Raw genomic sequence first — 20,613 nt, forward strand, 5'->3', positions numbered from 1 at the left:
CGGCGGTCGATCAGCCCTGCGTCTGCGGACCGGGGCTCGTGGCCGGCGCCGGCGTCGGGTTCGGCTGCGTCGACGGCTGCGGGTTCGCCGGCGGCAGGGCCTGCGGCGCGGGCGCGGCAGGCGTCGTCGCGGGTGCGGCCGGTGCGGTGTTCACCGGCGGCGGCGTCGAGAAATCGACGCTCGGGGCGTTCGAGATCTGCGCTTCGTTCTCGACCGTGAAGTTCGGCTTGGGCTTGTAGCCGAACATCTTCGCGGTGATGTTGGTCGGGAACTGGCGAATGTAGGTGTTGTAGTCCTGCACCGTCTGGATGTAGCGCTGACGCTCGACCGTGATGCGGTTCTCGGTGCCTTCCAGCTGCGCCTGCAGCTGCAGGAAGTTCTGGTCGGCCTTGAGCTGCGGGTAGTTCTCGCTGACCACCAGCAGGCGGCCGATCGCGCTCTGCAGCTGCGCCTGCGCGGCCTGGAACTGGGCGAGCGAGTTCGGGTCGTTCGCATTGACGTTGATGCTGCCGACGCGCGAACGCGCTTCGGTCACTTCGGTCAGCACGCGCTCCTCGTGGCTCGCGTAACCCTTCACCGTCGCGACGAGGTTGGGCACGAGATCCGCGCGACGCTTGTAGACGTTCAGCACCTGCGACCAGGCGGCGTTCACCGCTTCGTCCTTCTGCTGGATCGTGTTGTAGCCGCAACCGCTGAGCAGCACGGTCAGCGTGAGCAGCAGGAATGCGGAGAGCAGCTTGCGCATGGGGGAGCCTCGTCGTGGGATCGGCGCTACCGGCGGCACGTTACCGGCAGCGGCAATAAATACGACGTGACGGCCGCCCGCGCTAGGGCTGGAGCTGTCGCGCCGCCGCGCGCCGACGCATGGTCAGGTTCAGGCCTTCGACCACGGCCGAGAACGCCATCGCGCCGTAGATGTAGCCCTTGTGGATGTGCAGGCCGAAGCCTTCGACGATCAGGTACGCGCCGACCAGCACGATGAAGGCGAGTGCCAGCATCTTGATCGACGGGTTCGCGTCGATGAAGCGCCCGAACGGCTTCGACGCCAGCAGCATCACCGCGACCGCCAGCAGGATCGCGCTGACCATGACGATGCGCTGGTTGGCCATGCCGACGGCCGCGATCACCGAGTCGAGCGAGAACACGATGTCGATCACCGCGATCTGCGCGATGACGAGCCCGAACGACGCGGCCGGCTTGGTGCGCACGTCCTCTTCCTCGGCCTCGCCGACGATGAGGTCCTTGATCTCGCCCGTGCCCTTCACGAGAAGGAACAGGCCGCCGACGATCAGCACGAGGTCGCGGATCGAAATGCCGTGGCCGAAGAGCTGGAACAATGGATCGGTCAGGCCGGCCAGCCATGCCAGCGTGAGCAGCAACGCGATGCGGGTGATGCAGGCGACGGCGATGCCGAAGCGACGTGCGCGATCCCGCGAGGTCGACGGCAGGCGGCTCACTGCGATCGAGATGAAGACCAGGTTGTCGATGCCCAATACGATCTCGATGGTGCTCAGCGTCACCAGCGTGATCCAGGTCTGGGGATCGAGCAGCATCTCCATCATCGGCGTCCGTCCTTCATCGGGCCGCGCAGTTTACGCGGCGTGGGCGGACAGACGTGGCAGCAGGATGGCGCCCCACGTCACGAGCACGTTGAGCATCATCACGAAGACCGCGGCGGAGCCCATGTCCTTGGCGCGGCCGGCCAGTTCGTGGTGCTCGGCGCCGTAACGCTCGATCACGGCCTCGATCGCGGAATTCAGCAGTTCCACCGCCATCACCGCGAGCATCGAGCCGATCAGCAGCGCGCGCTCGACGCCCGTCTGGCCGAGGTACCAGGCCAGCGGCGCGAGGACGGCGAACAGCCATACCTCGAGGCGGAACGAGGATTCGTGGGTCCACGCGGCGCGCAGGCCTTGCAGGGACCACTGCGTGGCCTTGATGATGCGCAGCGGATGCCGCGGCAGGTGTCCGACGGTGTCGGCCATGGCGTTGCTCTCGTGACGACGGCCGGTCCGGGGCACCGCCCGTCCCTGCGGCTGCACGATGCGGCGCGGATCCCCGGTCGCGCCGGGGCCGATTGTGGCACGGGCCGTCGCAGCGGACCCGTGCCGGGGCGGCGGCCGCTCAGTTCTCGTGAATCGCGACGCCGCGACTGCCGTCCGGGCGGATCCAGCCGCGGAACATGCTGCCGCTGTTGAACGGCATGGCGATGTTGCCGTCGCGGTCGAGCGCGATCGCCCCGCCGTCGCCGCCCATCGCGGGAATGATCTTGTTGATGACCTCGTCCGCCGCCTGCGCCAGCGGCACGTTCGTGTACTCGACGCGCGCGCAGATGTCGCGGGCCGCGTTCGCGCGGATGTAGAACTCGCCCCAGCCCGTGCCCGACACGCCGCAGCGATCATCCGCCCATGTGCCGGCGCCGATGATCGGGGAATCGCCGACGCGGCCCCAGCGCTTGTTCGTCATGCCGCCCGTGCTCGTGCCGGCCGCGATGTGGCCGGCCTTGTCGAGCGCGACCGCCCCGACCGTGCCGAGGTAGCGACGCACGTTGCCGTCGTCACCTTCGATCACCGCGGCTTTCTGCGCGGCTTCCTTCTTCTGCGCCTCTTCGAGCTGCTGCCTGCGCATGGGCGTGTCGAACCAGTTGTTCGGAACGCGCTCGATGTCCTTCTGCGTGTCCGCGAACGCTTCTGCACCGGCGCCCGCGAGCATCACGTGCGGGCTGCGCTCCATCACTGCACGCGCGAGCTTGATCGGGTTACGCACGGTGGTGACGCCCGCCACTGCGCCTGCACGACGTGTGTGGCCTTCCATGATCGACGCGTCGAGTTCATGCCCACCCTTGGCGTTGAACACCGCGCCCTTACCCGCGTTGAAGCGCGGCGACTCCTCGAGCACGAGGATCGACGCCTGCACCGCATCGACCGCAGTACCGCCCTTCTGCAGCACGGCGTTGCCCGCGTCGAGCGCGCGATTGAGCGTGTCGCGGATCTCCTTCTGGTCCGCATCGCTCAGCGTTTCCTTGGGCACGAATCCGGCGCCGCCGTGGATGACGAGCGCGGTGCGCGCGGCGGGTGCGGCGGTCTGTGCGTGGGCGGTCATGGCAAGGGCGAGCAGGAGAAGAGGCGCATAGCGACGCATGGTCAGGCTCCGATCGGATCGGTCGAGCATAACGGCCGCTCGATGGCCGATGCGAGCGCCGATTCGCGCGTTGCAACGCAACACAGATCTTGACCGGAGCATCACGACACTGAAGGAATGCCACGGCCGCAACGCCCGCCCAATACCGTTTAAAACGCCTGATTTTCAGCACCGTCTCAACAGAACACCGGGGTGGTCGAGCACGCTTAAACGAGTTTCTTCAGTTTCGGCGGACAGCGACGGTTGACAGCGTTCAAGCCGCGTTCGGATTGTCGACGCCGCGTCGGACCTGCCCCCGGCGCTGTGGCGCGCGTCACGGTGATGCGCGTCTTCCCCCACTTCTGATGGAGCAGCAATGAACAGCAAGTCCGTACTCGCGTTCGCCATTTCCCTGGCCCTCACCGCCACCGCCGCGAACGCCGGCACTCTCGTCCGTGCAGCCAAGGGACGCATCGACAACCAGTACATCGTCGTGCTCAACACATCGCGCCTGCCGGTGCAGGCCGGGCTCGCACGCGAAGCGGGCCTCGCCAAGGCCGCCGAGAACGCGACGGTCGATCTCGCCTCGAAGTTCGGTGGCGATGTCGGGATGGTCTATCGCAATGCCGTCCAGGGCTTCGTGGTGCGTGCGCCGGAAGCGACGATCGCGCGCATGCTCAAGGATCCGCGCGTTGCTTTCATCGAAGAAGACGCCGTGGTCACCGCCGATGGCACGCAGAGCGGCGCCACGTGGGGCATCGATCGCATCGACCAGCGCTCGCTGCCGCTCAACGGCACGTACGTCTATGACTACACCGGTTCGGGCGTGCGTGCGTACGTCATCGACACCGGCATCCTGTCGTCGCATTCGCAGTTCGGCGGCCGCGTCGCCGCGGGCTACAGCGCGATCAGCGACGGTCGCGGCACCACCGACTGCAACGGCCACGGCACGCACGTGTCCGGCACGATCGGCGGCTCGACCTACGGCGTCGCGAAGTCGGTGACGCTCGTTCCGGTGCGCGTGCTCGACTGCAGCGGCTCGGGCACCAACTCGGGCGTGATCGCGGGCATCGACTGGGTGCGCACACACGCGGTGAAGCCGGCCGTGGCGAACATGTCGCTGGGCGGCGGTGCGTCGTCGGCCGTCGACACGGCGGTCAACAACCTGTCGAACTCGGGCGTGGCCGTCGTGGTCGCCGCGGGCAACGACGCGTCGAACGCGTGCAACTACTCGCCGGCGCGTGCCGCGGGCGCCATCACGATCGGCGCGACCACGTCGAGCGATGCGCGTGCGTCGTACTCGAACTACGGCGGCTGCCTCGACCTGTTCGCACCGGGCAGCTCGATCACCTCGGCGTGGTACACGAGCACGACCGCGACCAACACGATCAGCGGCACGTCGATGGCCTCGCCGCACGTCGCGGGCGCCGCGGCGCTCTACCTGCAGCGCGTGCCGTCGGCGACGCCGTCGCAGGTGCGCAGCTGGCTGACGACGAACGGGACGACGGGCAAGGTCACCAGCCCGGGCAGCGGTTCGCCGAACATCCTGCTGTACTCGCGTTGAACCTCGTCGCGTGACGGGAAGGCGGCCTTCGGGCCGCCTTCCTTTTTGCGTCACTGCGAACGCAACGCTTCGATCGGATCGAGCCGCGACGCCTTGCGCGCCGGGTAAAAGCCGAAGAACAGGCCGGTCGCGATCGAGAACCCCGCGGCGAGCAGGATGACGCTGCTGTCGAGCTTGACCGGCAGCGAACCGAACTTGCCGACGGCGAGCGCCCCCATCACGCCGATCGCGATGCCGAGTGCGCCACCGATCAGCGAGATCAGCATGGCTTCCGCAAGGAACTGGCGCTGGATGTCGCGCGGCCCCGCACCCACCGCCATTCGCAAACCGATCTCGCGAATGCGCTCGGTGACCGACACCAGCATGATGTTCATAATGCCGATGCCGCCGACGATGAGCGAAATGCTCGCGACCGCGCCGAGCAGCAGCGACATCAGCTTGGTCGTCTGGGTGCGCGTCGCCACGACTTCGGCGATGTTGCGGACGTTGAAGTCGTCCTCGTCGCCCGGCTGGATCTTGTGCCGCTGGCGCAGCAGGCCTTCGATCTCGCTCTGCGCGTAGTCGAGATCCTTCGCATCACCAACGCCGACAGCGATCTGCATCACCGCGCCCGCCGGCAAACCCATCGCGCCCATCAGGCGACGACGCGCGGTTTCCAGCGGCACCACGACGAGATCGTCCTGGTCCTGGCCGAACCCGCCCTGCCCCTTCGCCTTCAGGACGCCCGCGACGGTGAACGGCACGCGGCCGAGGCGGATCGTCTGGCCGACCGCTTCTTCGTCGCCGAACAGCTCGCGTCGCACCGTCTCGCCGATGATCACCGACTTGCCGCCGGCGTAATCGTTCTGCTGGAAGCCCTCGCCGCTAGCGAGCACCCAGTCGTTGATGGAAAACCAATCGGCTTCGACGCCCTGCCACGACGTCGACGCATTGTTCTCCGCGAACACCACCTGCGTGTTGCCGCGCAGCGAACCGGAGACGTACTGCACTTCCGGAATCTCGTGGCGGATCGCGGTGACATCGCCATCGTTGAGCGTGAAGAACGAACTCGACGACATGCGAATGCCGCCGAAGCCGCGACCCTGTCCCGGCATCACGTCGAGACGATTCGAGCCGAGGCCGGAGACGAGCTTGTCGATTTCGGCCTGCGTGCCCTGCCCGACCGACACCATCACGATCACCGCGGCGATGCCGATGATCACGCCCAGCGACGTCAGCGCACTGCGCAGCCAGTTGCCACGCAGCGAGAACGTCGCGGTACGGAGCGTTTCAGCGAGTCTCATGTCGCGCCCTCCGTCCACGGGCCGGCGTGCGTCGGCGGCGCGATGTCCGGCACCCGCGTTTCGTCGGTCTGCGGATGCAGCTCGCCGTCGCGCATGACGAACACGCGATCGGCGTGCGCGGCGACTTCCGGGTCGTGGGTGATCAGCACGACGGTGTGCCCGTCGTCGCGCAGCGTCTTGAACAGCGCGAGGATCTCCTCGCCGGTCTTGGTGTCGAGCGCGCCGGTGGGTTCGTCGGCCAGCAGCACCGGCGGACGATTGATCAGCGCACGCGCGATCGCGACGCGCTGCTGCTGGCCGCCCGACAACTCGCTCGGCCGATGGTGCACGCGCGCGCCGAGGCCGACCGCTTCGAGCGCCTCCTGCGCGCGCTGCAGGCGTTCGGCCTTGGCGATGTCGGCATAGCCGAGCGGCATCGCGACGTTCTCGAGCGCGTCGAGCCGCGTCAGCAGGTTGAAGCCCTGGAACACGAAACCGATCGTGCGAAGGCGCAGCTGCGCGCGCTGTTCGGCGTCGAGCGTCGAGACGTCGACGCCGTCGCACAGGTAGACGCCTTCGCTCGGCGTGTCGAGGCAACCGAGCAGGTTCATGAGCGTCGACTTGCCCGAACCCGACGGCCCCATGATCGCGACGAACTCGCCGCGGCCGATCACCAGGTCCACGCCACGCAGCGCGACCACTTCGGCCTCGCTGCCCGGGGAGTAGACCTTGCCGAGTCCGCGCGTCTCGATGACGGCGTCGGTCATTTTGCCTTGCGCTCCGCGCCGGTGATGACGGTGTCGCCTTCCTTGATGCCGCCGCCGGACACTTCCGTGTACGAGCCGTCGCTCGCACCGAGGCGCGCCATCGTCATCTTCGGCTTGCCGTTGACGAGCAGGTACAGCGGTGCGCGACGCGCCGCGAGCAACTGGTCGATACCTCGATCCCAGCGCTGCTGCTGGTCGGCGTTGAGCGTGGCGCGGAACGACGCGAACTGCTGCGTCATGCGTTCGGCCATGCGCTGACGCATCGCACCGCTGTCGCCGCCGCCCTGGCCGCCGCCGGGTGCGCCACCGCCGCGACCGCCACCCGGGCCGCCGCCGAACAGCGCGCTGCCGCCGCCCTGCTGCTGCGCCTGCGCCATGCGCGCCTGCTGGCGCTGGCGCATCTGCTCGACCTGCGCGTCGAACGCCGCCTTCTGTTCGGCGGAGAGACCGAGCGACGTCGCGAGCTTCTGCAGGTCGTCGGTCATGCCCATGCGACCGCCGCCGCCCTGCTGCGGGCCGCCTTGGGCGTTCGCCTGCATCGCCGCGGTCTCTTCGTCGGTCGGCTTGTAGCGCAGCGCCGCGTTCGGCACGCGAAGCACGTTGTCGCGGCTGCTGACTTCGATCTCGGCATTCGCCGTCATGCCCGGCAGCAGCTTGCCGTCGCGGTTGTCGACCTCGATGACGACGGGATACGTCACCACGTTGTTGGTCGTCGTCGCCGACAGCCGCACCTGCGACACCTGGCCGACGAACTTGCGGTCCGGATAGGCATCGACGGTGAACGTCGCACGCAGGCCGGGCGTCACCTGGCCGATGTCGGCTTCGTCGACGACGAGTTCGATCTTCATCTTCGACAGGTCTTCCGCGAGCTTGAACAGCTCCGGCGCCTGCAGGCTCGCGGCGACCGTCTGGCCCGGCTCGATACTGCGCGTCAGCACCACGCCATCGACCGGCGAGCGGATCTCGGTACGACCGAGATTCACGCGCGCGGTGCGCGTGCCTGCCTGCTGCTGCGCGATCTGCGCGCGATTGGCCGCGAGCGACGCGCGCGCGCGTTCGAGCGTGCTGCGCGCGAGGTCGACGTCGGACTGCGCGACGAGCTTGTCCTTGCCGAGCTGCGCCTTGCGCGCATAGTCGATCTCCGCATTGCGCAGCGCCGCCGCGGCTTCCGTCGCGTTCGCCTGCGCCGCGGCGATCTGTGCGCTGCCCTGCGCGATCTGCGCCTCGTACGTGCTGGGATCGATGCGCGCGAGCACTTGGCCCTTCTGCACGTGATCGTTGTAGTCGACGTAGACGTCCGTCACCTTGCCCGAGACTTCCGAGCCGACGACGACCGTGGAGATCGCACTGAGCTGGCCGGTCGACGAGATGACGACGCGGATGTCGCCGCGATCGACCTTCGCCGTGCGGTAGCCGCTGTCGGCCGTGCTGGCCGAGGCCTTGTGGTGCTTCCACGCCCATCCGCCGGCGACGGCCAGCACGACGAGCGCGATCAGGATCAACGGGCCGCGGCGGCGCGCGGGGCGGGGAACGGCGGAACCGGGTCGACTCATGCGGGGACTGTCGGTGACGGAGTGCAAGGGGGCGTCAACGACCGCTAACGCACGAGTGCGCCCGCCGTTGACAGCGACTTACCAGGGATTAACGACGAAGCCGGATGGTCGCGATCGTCCCTTCGCCCGGCGCGCTCTCGAGCTCGACGGTCCACCCGAAGCGCTCACCGAGGCGGCGAACGATCGACAGGCCGATGCCCATTCCGTCGGCGGCATCGCGGTCGTGGCGGTAGAACGCATCGAACGCCTTGGCGAGCGTCTCGTGGCTCATGCCGACGCCGGTATCGCGCACTTCGATGCGGTCCGGCGCGAGCACGACTTCCACGCGCCCAGCCTCGGTGAAGCGGACCGCATTGCTCAACAGGTTGCCGACCATCAGCGACAGCACGCGGCGCGGCGCATCGATGAATCCGCCGCCCTCGTCGCGGACCACGAGTTCGACCGGCTTGTTGCCGATCTGCGCACGCGCGACTTCGACCTCGTCGTCGACCACCTCGTGCACGTCGAAGCGTTCGCTTTCGGCTTCGATCTCGGCGTCGCGCGCGAGGATGAAGAACGCGTCGATGACCGACTGCATGTCCTGCCCGGCGCGCTGGATGCGGCCGACCGCGCGTCGCGAACGCTCCGGCAATTCGCTGTCGCCGGCCATGATGTCGGACGCGACGCGGATGACGGTGAGCGGCGTGCGCAATTCATGGCTCGCATCGCGCGTGAACTGGCGCTCGCGATCGACGAACTCCGCGACGCGCCCGGCCATGCCGCGCAGCGCGTGCGCGAGGCGTCGTACTTCCATGCCCGAATCGATCGGCAGGTTCTGCGGCGACAGCAGGCCGGGACTCGGCGCGATCGGATCCCAGCGCGACACGATGTGCGCCAGCCAACTCACCGGCGCGACCATCCGCTTCGAGGTCCGATACGTCAGCCACGCCGACACGTAGGTCACCAGCAACGCGAGCAGCAGGCTGAGGCCGCCCGTCCAGAACACCGCGCGATCGCTGTATTCGGGGTCGAAGTTGACGTAGACGCGGCCGGTCGGGCGCTCCTGCACGAGCACGGCCGGCGGGCCCCACATGGGGATGTGGTAGCCCGGACGCAGGCCGCGCAGGTTGGCCGGAACGTCGTGGCCATCGCCGCCGCGCGGCACGTAGTACGTCGCCATCCGCGCGTTGTGCGGAAGGTCCGCTGGCGCAGTTGCGATTTGCGACCACGCGTTCGCGGCTTCGTCGGCGAGCCGGCTTCGCAACAGCAGATGCCGCACGCCGAATTCGGCACACGCGATGCCGAACGCCATCACCAGGCTCGCGACGAGAGCCTGGACGATGAACGCGACCTTGATCTTGCGGGGAAGGCCGTGCGGCATGCGGTCGCCGGATTACTCCGGCGGCTGCGAGATGTCGGCGATCCGGTAGCCGGCCGACTGCACGGTGTGCAGCAGCTGCTTGTCGAACGGCTTGTCGATCGTCTTGCGCAGGTTGTAGAGGTGGCTGCGCAGCGTGTCGGAATCCGGCAGGCCGTTGCCCCAGATCTCGCGCTCGATCTCCTGGCGGCTCACCACGCGGGGCGATTCGCGCATCAGGATCGTCAGCAGGCGCAGGCCGATCGGCGAGAGCTGCAGTTCAACGCCCCCGCGGGTCACGCGGAGCGAGGCCGGGTCGAGCACGAGGTCGGCGACCTTCAGCACCTCGCCACCGACCTGGCGGCGCTCGCGACGGATCAGGGCGCGCAGGCGGGCCTCGAGCTCCTGGATGGCGAACGGCTTGGTCAGGTAGTCGTCGGCGCCGGCGGACAGGCCGGTGAGCTTCTCGTCGAGGGTGTCGCGCGAGGTCAGCATCAGCACCGGGGTCGACTTGCGCGCTTCCTCACGCAGCCGCTTGCACACTTCGACGCCGTCCAGACGCGGCAGCATCAGGTCGAGCACGAGCACGTCGTAGCTGTTCTCGGCGGCCAGCCGGTAGCCGTCGAGGCCGTCCGCTGCGTAATCCACCTCGAAGCCACGGCTTTCAAGGTATTCGCCCATCATCTCGGAGATGTTGCGGTTGTCCTCGATGATGAGGACGAGGCCGCCGTCGCGATTGGTCTGCATGGTGAGGAGCCCTCCTTCAGTTTTGTGAAAGGTGCCCGCCGCCAAGTCTAGACGCTGTGAAGACCCGTGATTTCACTCAACTACCCCTGACCTCGATGAACGCACGCATCCTCAGCCCCCTCCTGCTGCTCGGCTCCAACATCTTCATGACGTTCGCCTGGTATGGGCACCTCAAGTTCAAGAGCGCGCCGCTCAAGTGGGTGATCCTCGCCAGCTGGGGCATCGCGTTGTTCGAGTACTGCCTGCAGGTGCCGGCCAACCGCATCGGCAGCAACGTCTACAGCGCGCCGCAACTCAAGGGCATGCAGGAGATCATCACGCTCGTGGTCTTCGCGGTCTTCTCGATCTGGTATCTCGGCCAGCCGCTGCGCTGGAACCACATCGTCGGCTTCGTGTTGATCGTCGTCGCGGGCTGGCTGATCTTTCTCGAATGACGGTGCAGGCGCATGATCGACGGCGGATCCGGAGGTCCGCCATGCGCCGCTTCGCCAGCTTCCGCGAGTTCTATCCGTTCTACCTCACCGAACACGCGAACCCGGTCAGCCGACGCCTGCATTTCGTCGGTAGTCTCGGCGTGCTGCTGTTCGTCGTCGCAGCGATCGTCACGCGGGATGCGCGCTGGCTGATCGGCGCGCCGTTGTGCGGTTATGGCTTCGCGTGGGTCGGGCACTTCATGTTCGAGAAGAACCGACCGGCCACGTTCAAGCATCCGCTCTATTCGCTGATAGGCGACTGGGTGATGTTCAAGGACATCCTCACCGGCCGCGTCAAGCTCTGACGCGCCGCCGAACGGCGCTACGACGCGCGGCGTGCGGCCTAGTGCGTCAGCCGCCGCGTTCGGCGGCCTTCGCGCGGTTCCAGTAGGCGTCCTGCGCATCGAGGTCGAGCGATGCGAGGTCGACGCCGTCCTCCGCCGCCATCGTTTCCATCGCACGGAAGCGGCGCTCGAACTTCGCGTTCGCGCGTCGCAGCGCCACGCCCGGATCGACCTTCGCATGCCGCGCGAGATTCGCGGCGACAAACAGCAGGTCGCCGATCTCGTCTTCCAGGCGATCGTGCGCGGCGTTGTCGCCGCTCGCGAGTGCAGCGAATTCGACGCGCACTTCGTCAATCTCTTCGTGCAGCTTGTCGATGACGGGCGCCGGTCCGGGCCAGTCGAATCCGATCGTCGCCGCGCGCTTCTGCAGCTTCACCGCGCGCTGCCATTCCGGCAAGCCGCGCGCGATGCCGGCGAGCACCGACGCATCGCCCTCGCCTTTCGACGCGCGCTCCTCGCGCTTGATCGCTTCCCAGTTCGCGGTCTGCGCCTCGGCATCCGCGAATGACGCATCGCCGAACACGTGCGGATGACGCCGCACCATCTTGTCGTTGATCGATTCGACGACATCGCCGAACGCGAACGCGCCCTGCTCCTCCGCCATGCGCGCATGGAAGACGACCTGCAGCAGCAGGTCACCGAGCTCGCCCTGCAGGTCGTGCAGGTCGCCGCGCTCGATCGCGTCGGCGACTTCGTAGGCTTCCTCGATCGTGTACGGCGCAATGGTCGCGAAGGTCTGCTGCACGTCCCACGGGCAGCCGCCGTCGGGACTGCGCAGCTTGGCCATGATCGAGAGCAGCGTCGCGACGTCGCGCGGATCGCCCGGCATCGTCATCGCGTCGTCGCCTGTTGCGCGGCCGCAGTCCAATCGCGCCACGGCAGCCGCGGATCGCCGACCGCGATGAAGTCGCCATTGAGCAGCGTGTCGCGGACGTTGTAGCGCAGCGGGCGACCGTGCGGATCGACCACCTGCCCGCCCGCGCCTTCGAGAATCGCCTGCCCGGCGGCCGTATCCCATTCGCAGGTCGGGCCGAAGCGTGGATACAGATCGAGGCCGCCTTCGGCGATGCGACAGAACTTGAGCGACGAGCCCAGATTGAGTTGTTCGACGTCACCACGCGCACGCATCGCGGCGATGAAGGCTTCGCTGCGGCCGTCCTTGTGCGATCGACTGGCCGCGACCCGCATCGGTGTACCGGCGGGCGACTGGATGCGCATCGCATGATCATCGCCATCGACACGCTCGCGCCGGAACGCGCCATGCGCCGCACCGCCGTGCCAGATGACGCCCGTCACCGGCGCCTGGATCACGCCCCACGTCGCGACGCCGTCCTCGACCAGTGCGATGTTCACCGTGAACTCGCCGTTGCGCTTCACGAACTCGCGCGTGCCGTCGAGCGGGTCGACGATCCAAAGGCGCGACCACGCGCGACGCACCTCCGGCGCCACCTTGTGCTCCGCCTCTTCCGATAGCACAGGAATGTCCGGCGTCAAGCGCGCCAACCCATCGGCAATCACACGATGCGACGCGAGATCCGCTTCCGTCAGCGGCGAATGATCCTTCTTGCTCTCGACGTCGAAGTCCGCTTCGTACACGCGCAGGATCGCGTGCGCGGCCTCGACCGCCAGCGCGATCACCGACTCGCGCAGGGATGCATCAACCATGGTTCGACCTCAGCCACTCGCGGGCGATGAACAGCGCCGCGATGGAGCGGCCTTCGGAAAAATCGTCGCGCAGGATCAGCTCGTGCAAGGCATCGAGCTTCCACGGCACGAGGTCGAGCGGTTCGGGTTCATCACCCGGCAGGCGCTCTTCGTAGAGATCGCGCGCGATGACGAGCTGCGCGCTGTGGCTCATGTACGTCGGCGCCAGCGACAGCTCGCGCAGCCGCAACAGCGAGCGCGCGCCGTAGCCGGCCTCCTCCTTGAGCTCGCGATCGGCCGCCTGTTCGGGCGTTTCGCCCGCGTCGATGCGGCCCTTCACCAGCCCGAGTTCGTAGCGATGGAAGCCGGCCGCGTATTCGCGCACCAGCAGCACGGTATCGGCGTCCAGCATCGGCACGACGATTACCGCGCCATGGCCGCGTCCGTGCAGGCGCTCGAACTGGCGTCGCTCGCCGTTGCTGAACTCGAGATCGAGCCGCTCCATGCGGTACGGCCCCGCGTCGTGCTCGGTGACCCTGTGGATGGTCGGCAGCGTCTTCATACGGGCCTCGGCAGCGGGCCGGCGCGACGCGGGATAATGGCGGGATGAACAGGCTCGATCACGACACGATCCTAGCAGGGGCCGGCGAAAGCCCGGCCGACGCCTGGCGCCGCCGCGACCTCGACGTCGTCTGGCATCCGTGCACGCAGATGCGCGAGCACCCGCACCAGCTCCCGCTGCTGCCGATCGCGCGCGGCGAGCGCGAATGGCTGGTCGGGATGGACGGACGTCGCTATCTCGACGCGGTGTCGAGCTGGTGGACATGCATCCACGGCCACGCCGAGCCGCGCATCGCCGAGGCCATTGCGCGGCAGGCGCGCACGCTCGAACACGTGATCCTCGCGGGCTGCACGCACGAGCCGGCAGTCGAGCTGGCGGAGCGCCTGATCGCCATCGCGCCGAGGCAGGCGGACCGTGCGCCGCTCGCCAAGGTGTTCTTCGCCGACAACGGCTCCGCGGGCGTCGAAGTCGCGCTGAAGATGGCGTTCCACTGGTTCCGCAACGCGGGCGAGACGCGGCGCACCCGGTTCGTCGCGCTCGAAGGCAGCTATCACGGGGAGACGCTCGGTGCGCTCGCGGTCGGCGACATCCCGCTGTATCGCCGCGTGTATGCACCGCTGCTCGCCGAAGCGCTGTTCGCGCCGTCGCCCGATGCGTTCCTTGCCGTGGACGGCGAAAGCGCCGAGCAACGCGCACACCGCGCCGCCGATGCGCTGGCGGCGATGCTCGCCGAACACGGCGACACCATCTGTGCACTGATCCTCGAGCCGCTGATCCAGTGCGCGGGCGGAATGCGCATGCATCATCCCGCGTATCTGCAGCGCGCGCGCCAGCTCTGCGACGCGCACGGCATCTTCCTCATCGCCGACGAGATCGCGGTCGGCTTCGGGCGCACGGGCACGATGTTCGCGTGCGAGCAGGCCGGCATCGCACCGGATCTGCTGTGCCTGTCGAAGGGCCTGACGGGCGGCTCGTTGCCGCTCGCGGCGGTGCTCACCACGCAGCGCATCTACGACGGCTTCCTCGACGACAGCCGCGAACGCGCGTTCCTGCATTCGCACAGCTACACCGGCAATCCGCTCGGCTGCGCAGCGGCGCTGGCGTCGCTCAACATCTTTGACAGCGACGACGTGATCGCACGCAACGTCGGCACCGCGCGCAAGCTCGCCGAGCGCGCCGACGCTTTCCGCAGCCACCCTCGCGTGGTCGACGTGCGCCAGACCGGCATGGTGGTCGCGATCGAGATGACGACCGATGCCGACGCGCACGACGGCACCGCCGTCGAGATCGCCGGCAACCGCGGCCTGCGCGCGTATCGCGAAGCCGTCGCGCGTGGCGTTCTGCTGCGCCCGCTCGGCGACGTTCTCTACTGGTTCCCGCCCTACTGCATCGGCGACGACGCGCTCGACCTGCTCGCCGACACGACGCGCCGTGCCATCGACGCCGCGTTCGGAGGCCCGACATGCGCCTGACCCGCGTGCACGTGCCGCAACCGCTGTCGCCCGGCGCGGAAATCACCCTGCCGGACGGCCCCGCCGCACACCTGACCCGCGTGCTGCGACTCGGCGCCGGCGACGCCTGCATCGTCTTCAACGGCGACGGCCACGACTACGCGGCCACGCTGGTGGCGGTCGGCAAGCGCGACGCGCGCCTGCGCATCGGCGACGCCACGCGCATCGATCGCGAATCGCCGCTCCGCATCACGCTGCTGCAGGGTGTGGCGAAGGGCGAAAAGATGGACCTCATCCTGCAGAAGGCGACGGAACTCGGCGTCGGTTCCATCCTGCCGGTGTGGTCGCAGCGCAGCGACGTGAAGCTCGACGGCGATCGCGCAGCGAAGCGTCTCGACCATTGGCGCAGCGTGGTCGCGTCGGCGTGCGAGCAGTGCGGACGCGCCGTAGTACCGGAGGTCGCAGCGCCGGTCTCGCTCGCCGCCGCGTTGACGTCGCTCGCGCCGCACGCGTTGCGTCTGTTGCTCGATCCCGAAGGCACCCACTCGCTGCGTACGATGTCGCTCGACGCTGCGGCGTCCATCTGTGTCGCCGTCGGGCCCGAGGGCGGTTGGTCACCTTTGGATCGCGAGCAGCTGCGCGCTGCGGGTTTCGACGGCCTGCGTCTCGGGCCGCGCATCCTGCGCACGGAGACCGCGGGTCTCGCGGCGATCGCGGCGTTGCAGGCACGCTTCGGCGATCTCGTCTGAGGGCGAGCTGCAGACGCAAAAAGGCCGCCCCGAAGGCGGCCTTTCGCGATCGGGATGCGATCGGCGGTTACGCGGCTTCGCGCGCTTCACGCAGTCGCTGTTCGATCTGCAGGAGATCCGGCAGCAGCGCCGGCTCGTCGTTGAGGCGCACGTAGGCCTGCACGCCCGACGGCATGTCGCCGTCCTGCGATTCGATGCTGAGCGCGGTGCGCGACACGGTGACGAGGCGCGGGAAGCCCTGCGTCACGATGGCGAAGAACGGGATGCGGCGATCGCTGCCCAGCGCCTTCAGCACGATGACCTTGGTGCCGAGACCCGGCTTGTCCTCGCCGATGCCCGCCATGCGCGAGAACGCGATCAGCGGAATCTGCCAACCGCGCCAGCGGAAGCGTCCGAGCAGCCAGTCGACGCCGCTGCCATCGCTTTCCGGCTCTGCGTACGACAGCACCTCGGCGATCGTCGCGTTCGGCAGCAACAGGCGGCCGCCGGCCACCTGGATGAGCACGCCTCGGATGTCGCCGGTTTCCTGCTGCATCCACGTCGGCGTCGAGTTCGATGGTGCGGCGGATGCGGCCGGTGCCGGCATCGCCTCGCCCGCATCGGGCTCGATCGCGCCGAGCGCCGAAGCCTGCGAGAGCACGACATCGACGACCGATTCGGCTTCCGCATCCGGCGTGTCGATGTCCTCAACGTCCTCCGCGCCATCGAGCTCGTCGCTCGAATCCACAGCCTGCTGCTGTGCGTGCGGGGCGACGGCAACCTGCCCCTGCGGCGGGTTCGGTCGACGGTGACGGTTCTTCTTCTTGGACACGACGGGACCTCTCAGCGGCTCCAACGGCCGGCGAGTTCTGCAGCAAGTTCGGAAGGCGATGCCGTGACGGCACCGCGTGCAGCGACGGCGGAAGCCGCGGTCGCGTCGTAACAGCCATCGGCGGATTGGGCGCCGACGAAGGCGCCACGCGTCGCGAGGTCGGCGAGGCTGTCGGTCACGTCGGCATCCGCGCCGCTGAGGACGAGCACGGCGCTCTTTTCGGCGGGGATGCGGGCAACCAGTGCATCGAGGCCGCCGGCGGCGAACGCGGTGGCGTCCTCGGAGACGGCCACGTCGTCGCCCAGCACATAGATCTGGCCGCCCTGGATCGCATCGCCGGCCTGCGCGAGCGCGACCGGCAGCGACGCCGCGCGCTGCAGCTGGCCGACGAGCTTGTCGTAGCGCGCACCGTCGAGGCGCTGGCGGATCAGGACCGGCTTGCTGAAGCGCGCCGGCAGCGCGCCGAGCAACTGGCGCACCGCGTCCGGGCCGCCGATACCGGCGAGCACCAGCACGACGCCGTTGGACGTCGGCTTCGTATCGTCGACCAGCTCCAGCGATGCAATACGACGTTCGAGATCGCCGATGTCGTGCGCGCGCGTCGCACCCGTCGGCGCATGCGCGACCGGCGCGGTGTCGTCTGCGAGGCTCAGCTCACCGAAGCTCGTCGACGGCAGCGGCGGCGGAACGGCCGGCGCAGGCGCAACGTCATCGAGCGAAACTTCTTCGACCGACACGAAACCATCGACCAGCCCGCCTTGCCATTCGGCCTCCGGCAGCGTCGACGTTTCCGGCAGCGACAGATCGGGCAGCTCGGCGTCGAGTTCGGCGAGCAGCGGATCGAAGTCGCTCGCACTGAAATCGGGACCAGTCACCGGCGGCAGCGCATCGATGCTGGACGCATCGAAGTCGCCCGGGCCTTGGAGTTCGAGACCCATCGATTCCGGGGGCGGCAGATCGGCCGCGCTCGGCTCGAGTTCGAGGCCGTGCACTGAAAGCACGTATTCCTCGACATCCAGTTCGTCCGCTTCGGCGAGCGCCGGGTCGAACACCGAGAAGTCCTCGCCACCGGTGGCGTCGACCGGCAACGTCACCTGCGCTGCCGGCGGGAAGTCGGCGTCGTCGGTGGAGATCATTTCTTCGAGCTGCACCGACAGCGGATCGATGGCCGGCACCACCTCGGCGCCATGCACCGGCGGCAGCACGTCCTGGCGGTGATGCAGCTTCGCGGCAAGATGGCGACGCCAGCGCGCCGCTTCCCAGCCTTCGCGCGCCGCGGCGATGTCGGCTTCCTCGAACATCACTTCGATGGCCGGGTCGCCGAGCATGCTGTCGAAACGATCCAGCGCGGCTTCGCTGACCGGATCGAGCACGATCATCAGCACTTCGGGCGACGCGCCGCGGATCGCGTCGGGCGACGATGCGCCCGGATCCTCTTCCGCGACGATGTCCGCGCCGATTTCCAGCAGCGCGCCGCGCACGCTGTCGCGCGCCGCGCCGGGACGCGCCAGGAGGGCGACGCGTCGGCTGGTGTCACTCATGCGCATGCACCTGCTCGAGCAACTCGTTGACGTTGCGCATCAGCTCGGGCTCCTGGTACGGCTTGCCGAGGTAGCGGTTGACGCCGAGTTCGAACGCGCGCTGGCGGTGCTTCTCGCCGGTACGCGACGTGATCATGATGATCGGCACGTCGCGCAGTCGCGAATCGCTCTTCATCGCGCCGGCCAACTCGTAACCGTCCATGCGCGGCATTTCGATGTCGAGCAGCATCAGGTCCGGCACGCGTTCAGCCATGCGTTCGAGCGCGTCGATGCCGTCCTTCGCGGTCGTGACTTCGTAGCCGTGACGTTCAAGCACGCGACCGGTGACCTTGCGCATCGTGACCGAGTCGTCGACCACCATGACCAGCGGCACCGCGCGCTTTTCCACCGGCACGAACACCGGCTGGAAGTCGCGCGGCAGCGTGGCCTGGCGACGCACCAGCGGCGCGATGTCGAGGATCACGACGACGCGGCCGTCGCCCATGATCGTCGCGCCGAAGATGCCCGGCACCGAGGCGACCTGCGGGCCGACCGGCTTCACCACGATTTCGCGGTTGCCGATGACCTGGTCGACGGTGACGGCGGCGCGCAGTTCACCGGCGCGGATCAGCAGCAGCGGCACCTGCAGCAGGCCTTCGGCCTTCGCCGAGGTCTGGCCGAGCAGGCGACCGAGGTCGTGGACCGCGTAGTCCTCGCCGCCGTAGCGGTAGGTGCCACCGTCCTCGCTGGCCATCGCCTTGGCCAGTTCGTCGCGCGAGATACGGCCGACGCCGCGCACCGAGGCGATCGGCACCGCGAACGCGGTTTCGCCGATGCGCACGAAGACCGCCTGCGTGACCGCGAGCGTCTGCGGCAGGCGCAGCGTGAACGTCGTGCCCGACCCCTTGGTGGTGCGGATGTCGATCGTGCCGCCGAGCTGGCGCACTTCCGACGCGACCACGTCCATGCCGACGCCGCGACCCGCGAGGCGGCTGACTTCGTCGGCGGTCGAGAAGCCCGGCTCGAAGATCAGCATGTCGAGGTCGGACTCGGCCATCACCGCATCGCTGCGGATCAGGCCGCGCTCGACGCCGCGACGGCGGATCGCTTCGCGATCGAGGCCGCGGCCGTCGTCGCCGACTTCCAGCACGACTTCCGAACCTTCGCGGCGCACCGCGATGCGGATCGTGCCTTCTTCCGCCTTGCCGGCGGCGGCGCGCTTGTCCGGCGATTCCAGGCCGTGCGCAACCGCGTTGCGGAGCATGTGCTCCAGCGGCGCGGTCATGCGCTCCAGCACGTTGCGATCGAGTTCGCCCTGCGTGCCTTCCAGCTTGAGCAGCACGTGCTTGCCCGTTTCGCCCGACGCCTGACGGACGACGCGACGCAGGCGCGGCAGCAGGCCGTCGAACGGCACCCTGCGCGTGCGCATGAGGCCTTCCTGCAGTTCGGACGACACGCGCGACTGCTGCAGCAGCAGCGTTTCGTACTGACGCGTCAGATCGTCGAACGTCGCCTGCAGCGAGGTCTGGTCGGCCGCGGACTCGGAGAGCGCGCGGGTCAGCTGCTGCAGCGTGGAGAAGCGGTCGAGCTCCAGCGGGTCGAACGAGGCTTCGACGTCCTCGCGCTGGTAGCGCGCGACGATCTGCGCTTCCGTCTCGATTTCGAGACGACGCAGCTGGTCGCGCATACGCGTGTTCGTCGCTTCCATTTCGCCGATGGCGGAACGGAACGCACCGAGCTGCTGTTCGAGGCGGGCGCGATAGATCGCGACCTCACCGGCGTAATTGACGAGGCGATCGAGCAGGTCGGCGCGGATGCGCACCTGCTCCTGCGGCGCGCGGACGGCGATGTCGTCGTCGTCCGTGAGTGCAGGCTGCTCGCCGATCGGCGCCGACAGCGGCTTGAGGTCGGTGACCGGCTGCGGGGCGACCGGCGTAGGCGCCGCAGGCTGCTGCGCGACGGATGCCGGCATCGCGATGCGTTCGCCGCGCGCACGCGCTTCGAACTGCGCGATGAGCGCGAACGGCATGCCGATCGCGCGGCGTTCGCCGACGCGCGTGACCATCGCATGCAGGCGATCGAAACCCTGCTCCAGCAGCGGAATGCCGTCGCGACCGAGTTCGCCGCGGTGTTCGACGACCGATTCGAGCAGCGATTCCATGACGTGGCCGAGTTCGCCCACCGCCATGATGCCGGCCATGCGTGCACCGCCCTTGAGCGTGTGCAGGTCGCGCTGCAGGCCGACCAGCGTTTCGCGCTCGTCCGGCTGCTGGCGTAGCTGCGCGAGCAGGCCGTCGGAATGGTCGAGAAGATCCGCGCCTTCCTCGACGAAGATGTCGACGAGTTCCGGATCCAGACCGGTGAGGTCGAGCGACGCGTCCGGGTCGGCTTCGTCGGTGACGCTGTCCGGCATCGCCGCGCCGGACTGCGCTGCGGCGGCCGCGGCGGCGATCGCCGCACGCACCTGCTCCGCCATGCGGTGTTCGGCCGCCACGCGTTCGAGACGCTCGGCCTCGGCACGCTGCGCTTCCTGACGCGCGGCCTCGCGCTCCGCGGCTTCGGCACGTTCGCGTTCGACGCGCTCGGCTTCCGCACGCTCGGCTTCGACGCGTTCGCGCTCCGCGCGCTCCGCGGCGAGACGTTCCTCTTCGACGCGGCGCGCTTCGGCCTGTTCGGCTGCGACACGCTCGGCTTCCGCACGCGCGGCTTC

Annotated in this window: 20 protein-coding genes; 5 read left to right on the forward strand and 15 right to left on the reverse strand. The window is 68.5% G+C overall.

Annotated features, from left to right (window positions below; translation table 11 throughout):
* Nucleotides 1-10: 10 nt before the first annotated feature.
* From EVS83_RS08920 to EVS83_RS08935, 4 genes are all read right to left on the reverse strand, one after another.
* Nucleotides 11-745, reverse strand: coding sequence for a LemA family protein (locus EVS83_RS08920; protein WP_133500697.1), 735 nt, complete (start codon nt 743-745; stop codon nt 11-13).
* 82 nt (nt 746-827) lie between these two features.
* Nucleotides 828-1,559: a TerC family protein gene (locus tag EVS83_RS08925; protein ID WP_246022831.1), complete on the reverse strand. Its 732-nt coding sequence runs from the start codon at nt 1,557-1,559 to the stop codon at nt 828-830.
* Between the two features lie 33 nt (nt 1,560-1,592).
* The gene (locus tag EVS83_RS08930; RefSeq protein ID WP_133500699.1) at nt 1,593-1,985 is read right to left on the reverse strand and encodes a diacylglycerol kinase; all 393 of its coding nucleotides are present in this window, start codon (nt 1,983-1,985) and stop codon (nt 1,593-1,595) included.
* Nucleotides 1,986-2,124: 139 nt separating this feature from the next.
* A complete protein-coding gene (locus EVS83_RS08935; protein WP_425456086.1) occupies nt 2,125-3,171 on the reverse strand; it encodes an isoaspartyl peptidase/L-asparaginase family protein in 1,047 nt (348 codons plus the stop codon).
* Between the two features lie 325 nt (nt 3,172-3,496).
* On the opposite strand from EVS83_RS08935, the gene EVS83_RS08940 reads away from it, so the two are divergent.
* Nucleotides 3,497-4,684 carry a S8 family peptidase gene (locus EVS83_RS08940; protein WP_133500701.1) on the forward strand — a complete coding sequence of 396 codons (1,188 nt, stop codon included), beginning with the start codon at nt 3,497-3,499 and terminating at the stop codon, nt 4,682-4,684.
* A 50-nt stretch (nt 4,685-4,734) separates the two neighbouring features.
* On the opposite strand, the gene EVS83_RS08945 is transcribed toward EVS83_RS08940, so the two are convergent.
* From EVS83_RS08945 to EVS83_RS08965, 5 genes are all read right to left on the reverse strand, one after another.
* A complete protein-coding gene (locus tag EVS83_RS08945; protein WP_133500702.1) occupies nt 4,735-5,967 on the reverse strand; it encodes an ABC transporter permease in 1,233 nt (410 codons plus the stop codon).
* Entirely contained in the window at nt 5,964-6,713 is a 750-nt protein-coding gene (locus EVS83_RS08950) for an ABC transporter ATP-binding protein (protein WP_133500703.1), read from the reverse strand. The genes EVS83_RS08945 and EVS83_RS08950 overlap by 4 nt, the downstream gene beginning before the upstream one ends.
* The gene (locus EVS83_RS08955) at nt 6,710-8,266 is read right to left on the reverse strand and encodes an efflux RND transporter periplasmic adaptor subunit (protein WP_246022829.1); all 1,557 of its coding nucleotides are present in this window, start codon (nt 8,264-8,266) and stop codon (nt 6,710-6,712) included. Before EVS83_RS08955 ends, EVS83_RS08950 begins: the two co-directional genes overlap by 4 nt.
* 88 nt (nt 8,267-8,354) lie before the next feature.
* Nucleotides 8,355-9,626: a sensor histidine kinase gene (locus EVS83_RS08960; protein WP_133500704.1), complete on the reverse strand. Its 1,272-nt coding sequence runs from the start codon at nt 9,624-9,626 to the stop codon at nt 8,355-8,357.
* Between the two features lie 12 nt (nt 9,627-9,638).
* Entirely contained in the window at nt 9,639-10,349 is a 711-nt protein-coding gene (locus EVS83_RS08965; RefSeq protein WP_027081995.1) for a response regulator transcription factor, read from the reverse strand.
* Nucleotides 10,350-10,444: 95 nt separating this feature from the next.
* Between EVS83_RS08965 and EVS83_RS08970 the strand changes: the two genes are divergently transcribed.
* Nucleotides 10,445-10,783, forward strand: coding sequence for a DMT family protein (locus EVS83_RS08970; RefSeq protein WP_133500705.1), 339 nt, complete (start codon nt 10,445-10,447; stop codon nt 10,781-10,783).
* A 41-nt stretch (nt 10,784-10,824) separates the two neighbouring features.
* Nucleotides 10,825-11,127 (forward strand): Mpo1-like protein, encoded by a 303-nt coding sequence (locus EVS83_RS08975; protein WP_133500706.1) that lies wholly within the window; start codon nt 10,825-10,827, stop codon nt 11,125-11,127.
* A 46-nt stretch (nt 11,128-11,173) separates the two neighbouring features.
* Here the strand turns inward: EVS83_RS08975 and mazG are convergent, their stop codons facing one another.
* From mazG to nudE, 3 genes are read right to left on the reverse strand one after another with little or no spacing between them, the layout of a single operon-like run.
* Nucleotides 11,174-11,995, reverse strand: coding sequence for a nucleoside triphosphate pyrophosphohydrolase (gene mazG, locus EVS83_RS08980; protein WP_133500718.1), 822 nt, complete (start codon nt 11,993-11,995; stop codon nt 11,174-11,176).
* A 2-nt stretch (nt 11,996-11,997) separates the two neighbouring features.
* Nucleotides 11,998-12,831, reverse strand: coding sequence for a 3'(2'),5'-bisphosphate nucleotidase CysQ (gene cysQ / locus EVS83_RS08985; protein WP_133500707.1), 834 nt, complete (start codon nt 12,829-12,831; stop codon nt 11,998-12,000).
* The gene (nudE, locus tag EVS83_RS08990; protein WP_133500708.1) at nt 12,824-13,372 is read right to left on the reverse strand and encodes an ADP compounds hydrolase NudE; all 549 of its coding nucleotides are present in this window, start codon (nt 13,370-13,372) and stop codon (nt 12,824-12,826) included. The genes cysQ and nudE overlap by 8 nt, the downstream gene beginning before the upstream one ends.
* A 44-nt stretch (nt 13,373-13,416) precedes the next feature.
* Between nudE and bioA the strand changes: the two genes are divergently transcribed.
* Both bioA and EVS83_RS09000 read left to right on the forward strand, forming a co-directional pair.
* Nucleotides 13,417-14,844 (forward strand): adenosylmethionine--8-amino-7-oxononanoate transaminase, encoded by a 1,428-nt coding sequence (gene bioA, locus EVS83_RS08995; RefSeq protein ID WP_133500709.1) that lies wholly within the window; start codon nt 13,417-13,419, stop codon nt 14,842-14,844.
* A complete protein-coding gene (locus EVS83_RS09000; RefSeq protein ID WP_133500710.1) occupies nt 14,835-15,572 on the forward strand; it encodes a 16S rRNA (uracil(1498)-N(3))-methyltransferase in 738 nt (245 codons plus the stop codon). Before bioA ends, EVS83_RS09000 begins: the two co-directional genes overlap by 10 nt.
* Nucleotides 15,573-15,639: 67 nt before the next feature.
* Here the strand turns inward: EVS83_RS09000 and EVS83_RS16060 are convergent, their stop codons facing one another.
* The 3 genes from EVS83_RS16060 to EVS83_RS09015 all read right to left on the reverse strand — a co-directional run.
* Complete coding sequence (locus EVS83_RS16060) at nt 15,640-16,383, reverse strand: chemotaxis protein CheW (RefSeq protein WP_246022830.1); 744 nt, start codon at nt 16,381-16,383, stop codon at nt 15,640-15,642.
* Nucleotides 16,384-16,394: 11 nt separating this feature from the next.
* Nucleotides 16,395-17,924: a chemotaxis protein CheB gene (locus EVS83_RS09010; protein ID WP_133500711.1), complete on the reverse strand. Its 1,530-nt coding sequence runs from the start codon at nt 17,922-17,924 to the stop codon at nt 16,395-16,397.
* A partial coding sequence (locus EVS83_RS09015) for a hybrid sensor histidine kinase/response regulator (protein ID WP_133500712.1) occupies nt 17,917-20,613 on the reverse strand: 2,697 nt, incomplete at its 5' end. The genes EVS83_RS09015 and EVS83_RS09010, both read right to left, overlap by 8 nt.

Origin of the sequence: Cognatilysobacter terrigena, assembly GCF_004361065.1 — a bacterium.
GTDB classification, from domain to species: domain Bacteria; phylum Pseudomonadota; class Gammaproteobacteria; order Xanthomonadales; family Xanthomonadaceae; genus Cognatilysobacter; species Cognatilysobacter terrigena.

Coding starts and splice junctions, on each gene's coding strand:
- EVS83_RS08920 (WP_133500697.1), bottom strand. CDS start 745: ATGCGCAAGCTGCTCTCCGCATTCCTGCTGCTCACGCTGACCGTGCTG.
- EVS83_RS08925 (WP_246022831.1), bottom strand. CDS start 1,559: ATGGAGATGCTGCTCGATCCCCAGACCTGGATCACGCTGGTGACGCTG.
- EVS83_RS08930 (WP_133500699.1), bottom strand. CDS start 1,985: ATGGCCGACACCGTCGGACACCTGCCGCGGCATCCGCTGCGCATCATC.
- EVS83_RS08935 (WP_425456086.1), bottom strand. CDS start 3,171: ATGCTCGACCGATCCGATCGGAGCCTGACCATGCGTCGCTATGCGCCT.
- EVS83_RS08940 (WP_133500701.1), top strand. CDS start 3,497: ATGAACAGCAAGTCCGTACTCGCGTTCGCCATTTCCCTGGCCCTCACC.
- EVS83_RS08945 (WP_133500702.1), bottom strand. CDS start 5,967: ATGAGACTCGCTGAAACGCTCCGTACCGCGACGTTCTCGCTGCGTGGC.
- EVS83_RS08950 (WP_133500703.1), bottom strand. CDS start 6,713: ATGACCGACGCCGTCATCGAGACGCGCGGACTCGGCAAGGTCTACTCC.
- EVS83_RS08955 (WP_246022829.1), bottom strand. CDS start 8,266: ATGAGTCGACCCGGTTCCGCCGTTCCCCGCCCCGCGCGCCGCCGCGGC.
- EVS83_RS08960 (WP_133500704.1), bottom strand. CDS start 9,626: ATGCCGCACGGCCTTCCCCGCAAGATCAAGGTCGCGTTCATCGTCCAG.
- EVS83_RS08965 (WP_027081995.1), bottom strand. CDS start 10,349: ATGCAGACCAATCGCGACGGCGGCCTCGTCCTCATCATCGAGGACAAC.
- EVS83_RS08970 (WP_133500705.1), top strand. CDS start 10,445: ATGAACGCACGCATCCTCAGCCCCCTCCTGCTGCTCGGCTCCAACATC.
- EVS83_RS08975 (WP_133500706.1), top strand. CDS start 10,825: ATGCGCCGCTTCGCCAGCTTCCGCGAGTTCTATCCGTTCTACCTCACC.
- mazG (WP_133500718.1), bottom strand. CDS start 11,995: ATGCCGGGCGATCCGCGCGACGTCGCGACGCTGCTCTCGATCATGGCC.
- cysQ (WP_133500707.1), bottom strand. CDS start 12,831: ATGGTTGATGCATCCCTGCGCGAGTCGGTGATCGCGCTGGCGGTCGAG.
- nudE (WP_133500708.1), bottom strand. CDS start 13,372: ATGAAGACGCTGCCGACCATCCACAGGGTCACCGAGCACGACGCGGGG.
- bioA (WP_133500709.1), top strand. CDS start 13,417: ATGAACAGGCTCGATCACGACACGATCCTAGCAGGGGCCGGCGAAAGC.
- EVS83_RS09000 (WP_133500710.1), top strand. CDS start 14,835: ATGCGCCTGACCCGCGTGCACGTGCCGCAACCGCTGTCGCCCGGCGCG.
- EVS83_RS09010 (WP_133500711.1), bottom strand. CDS start 17,924: ATGAGTGACACCAGCCGACGCGTCGCCCTCCTGGCGCGTCCCGGCGCG.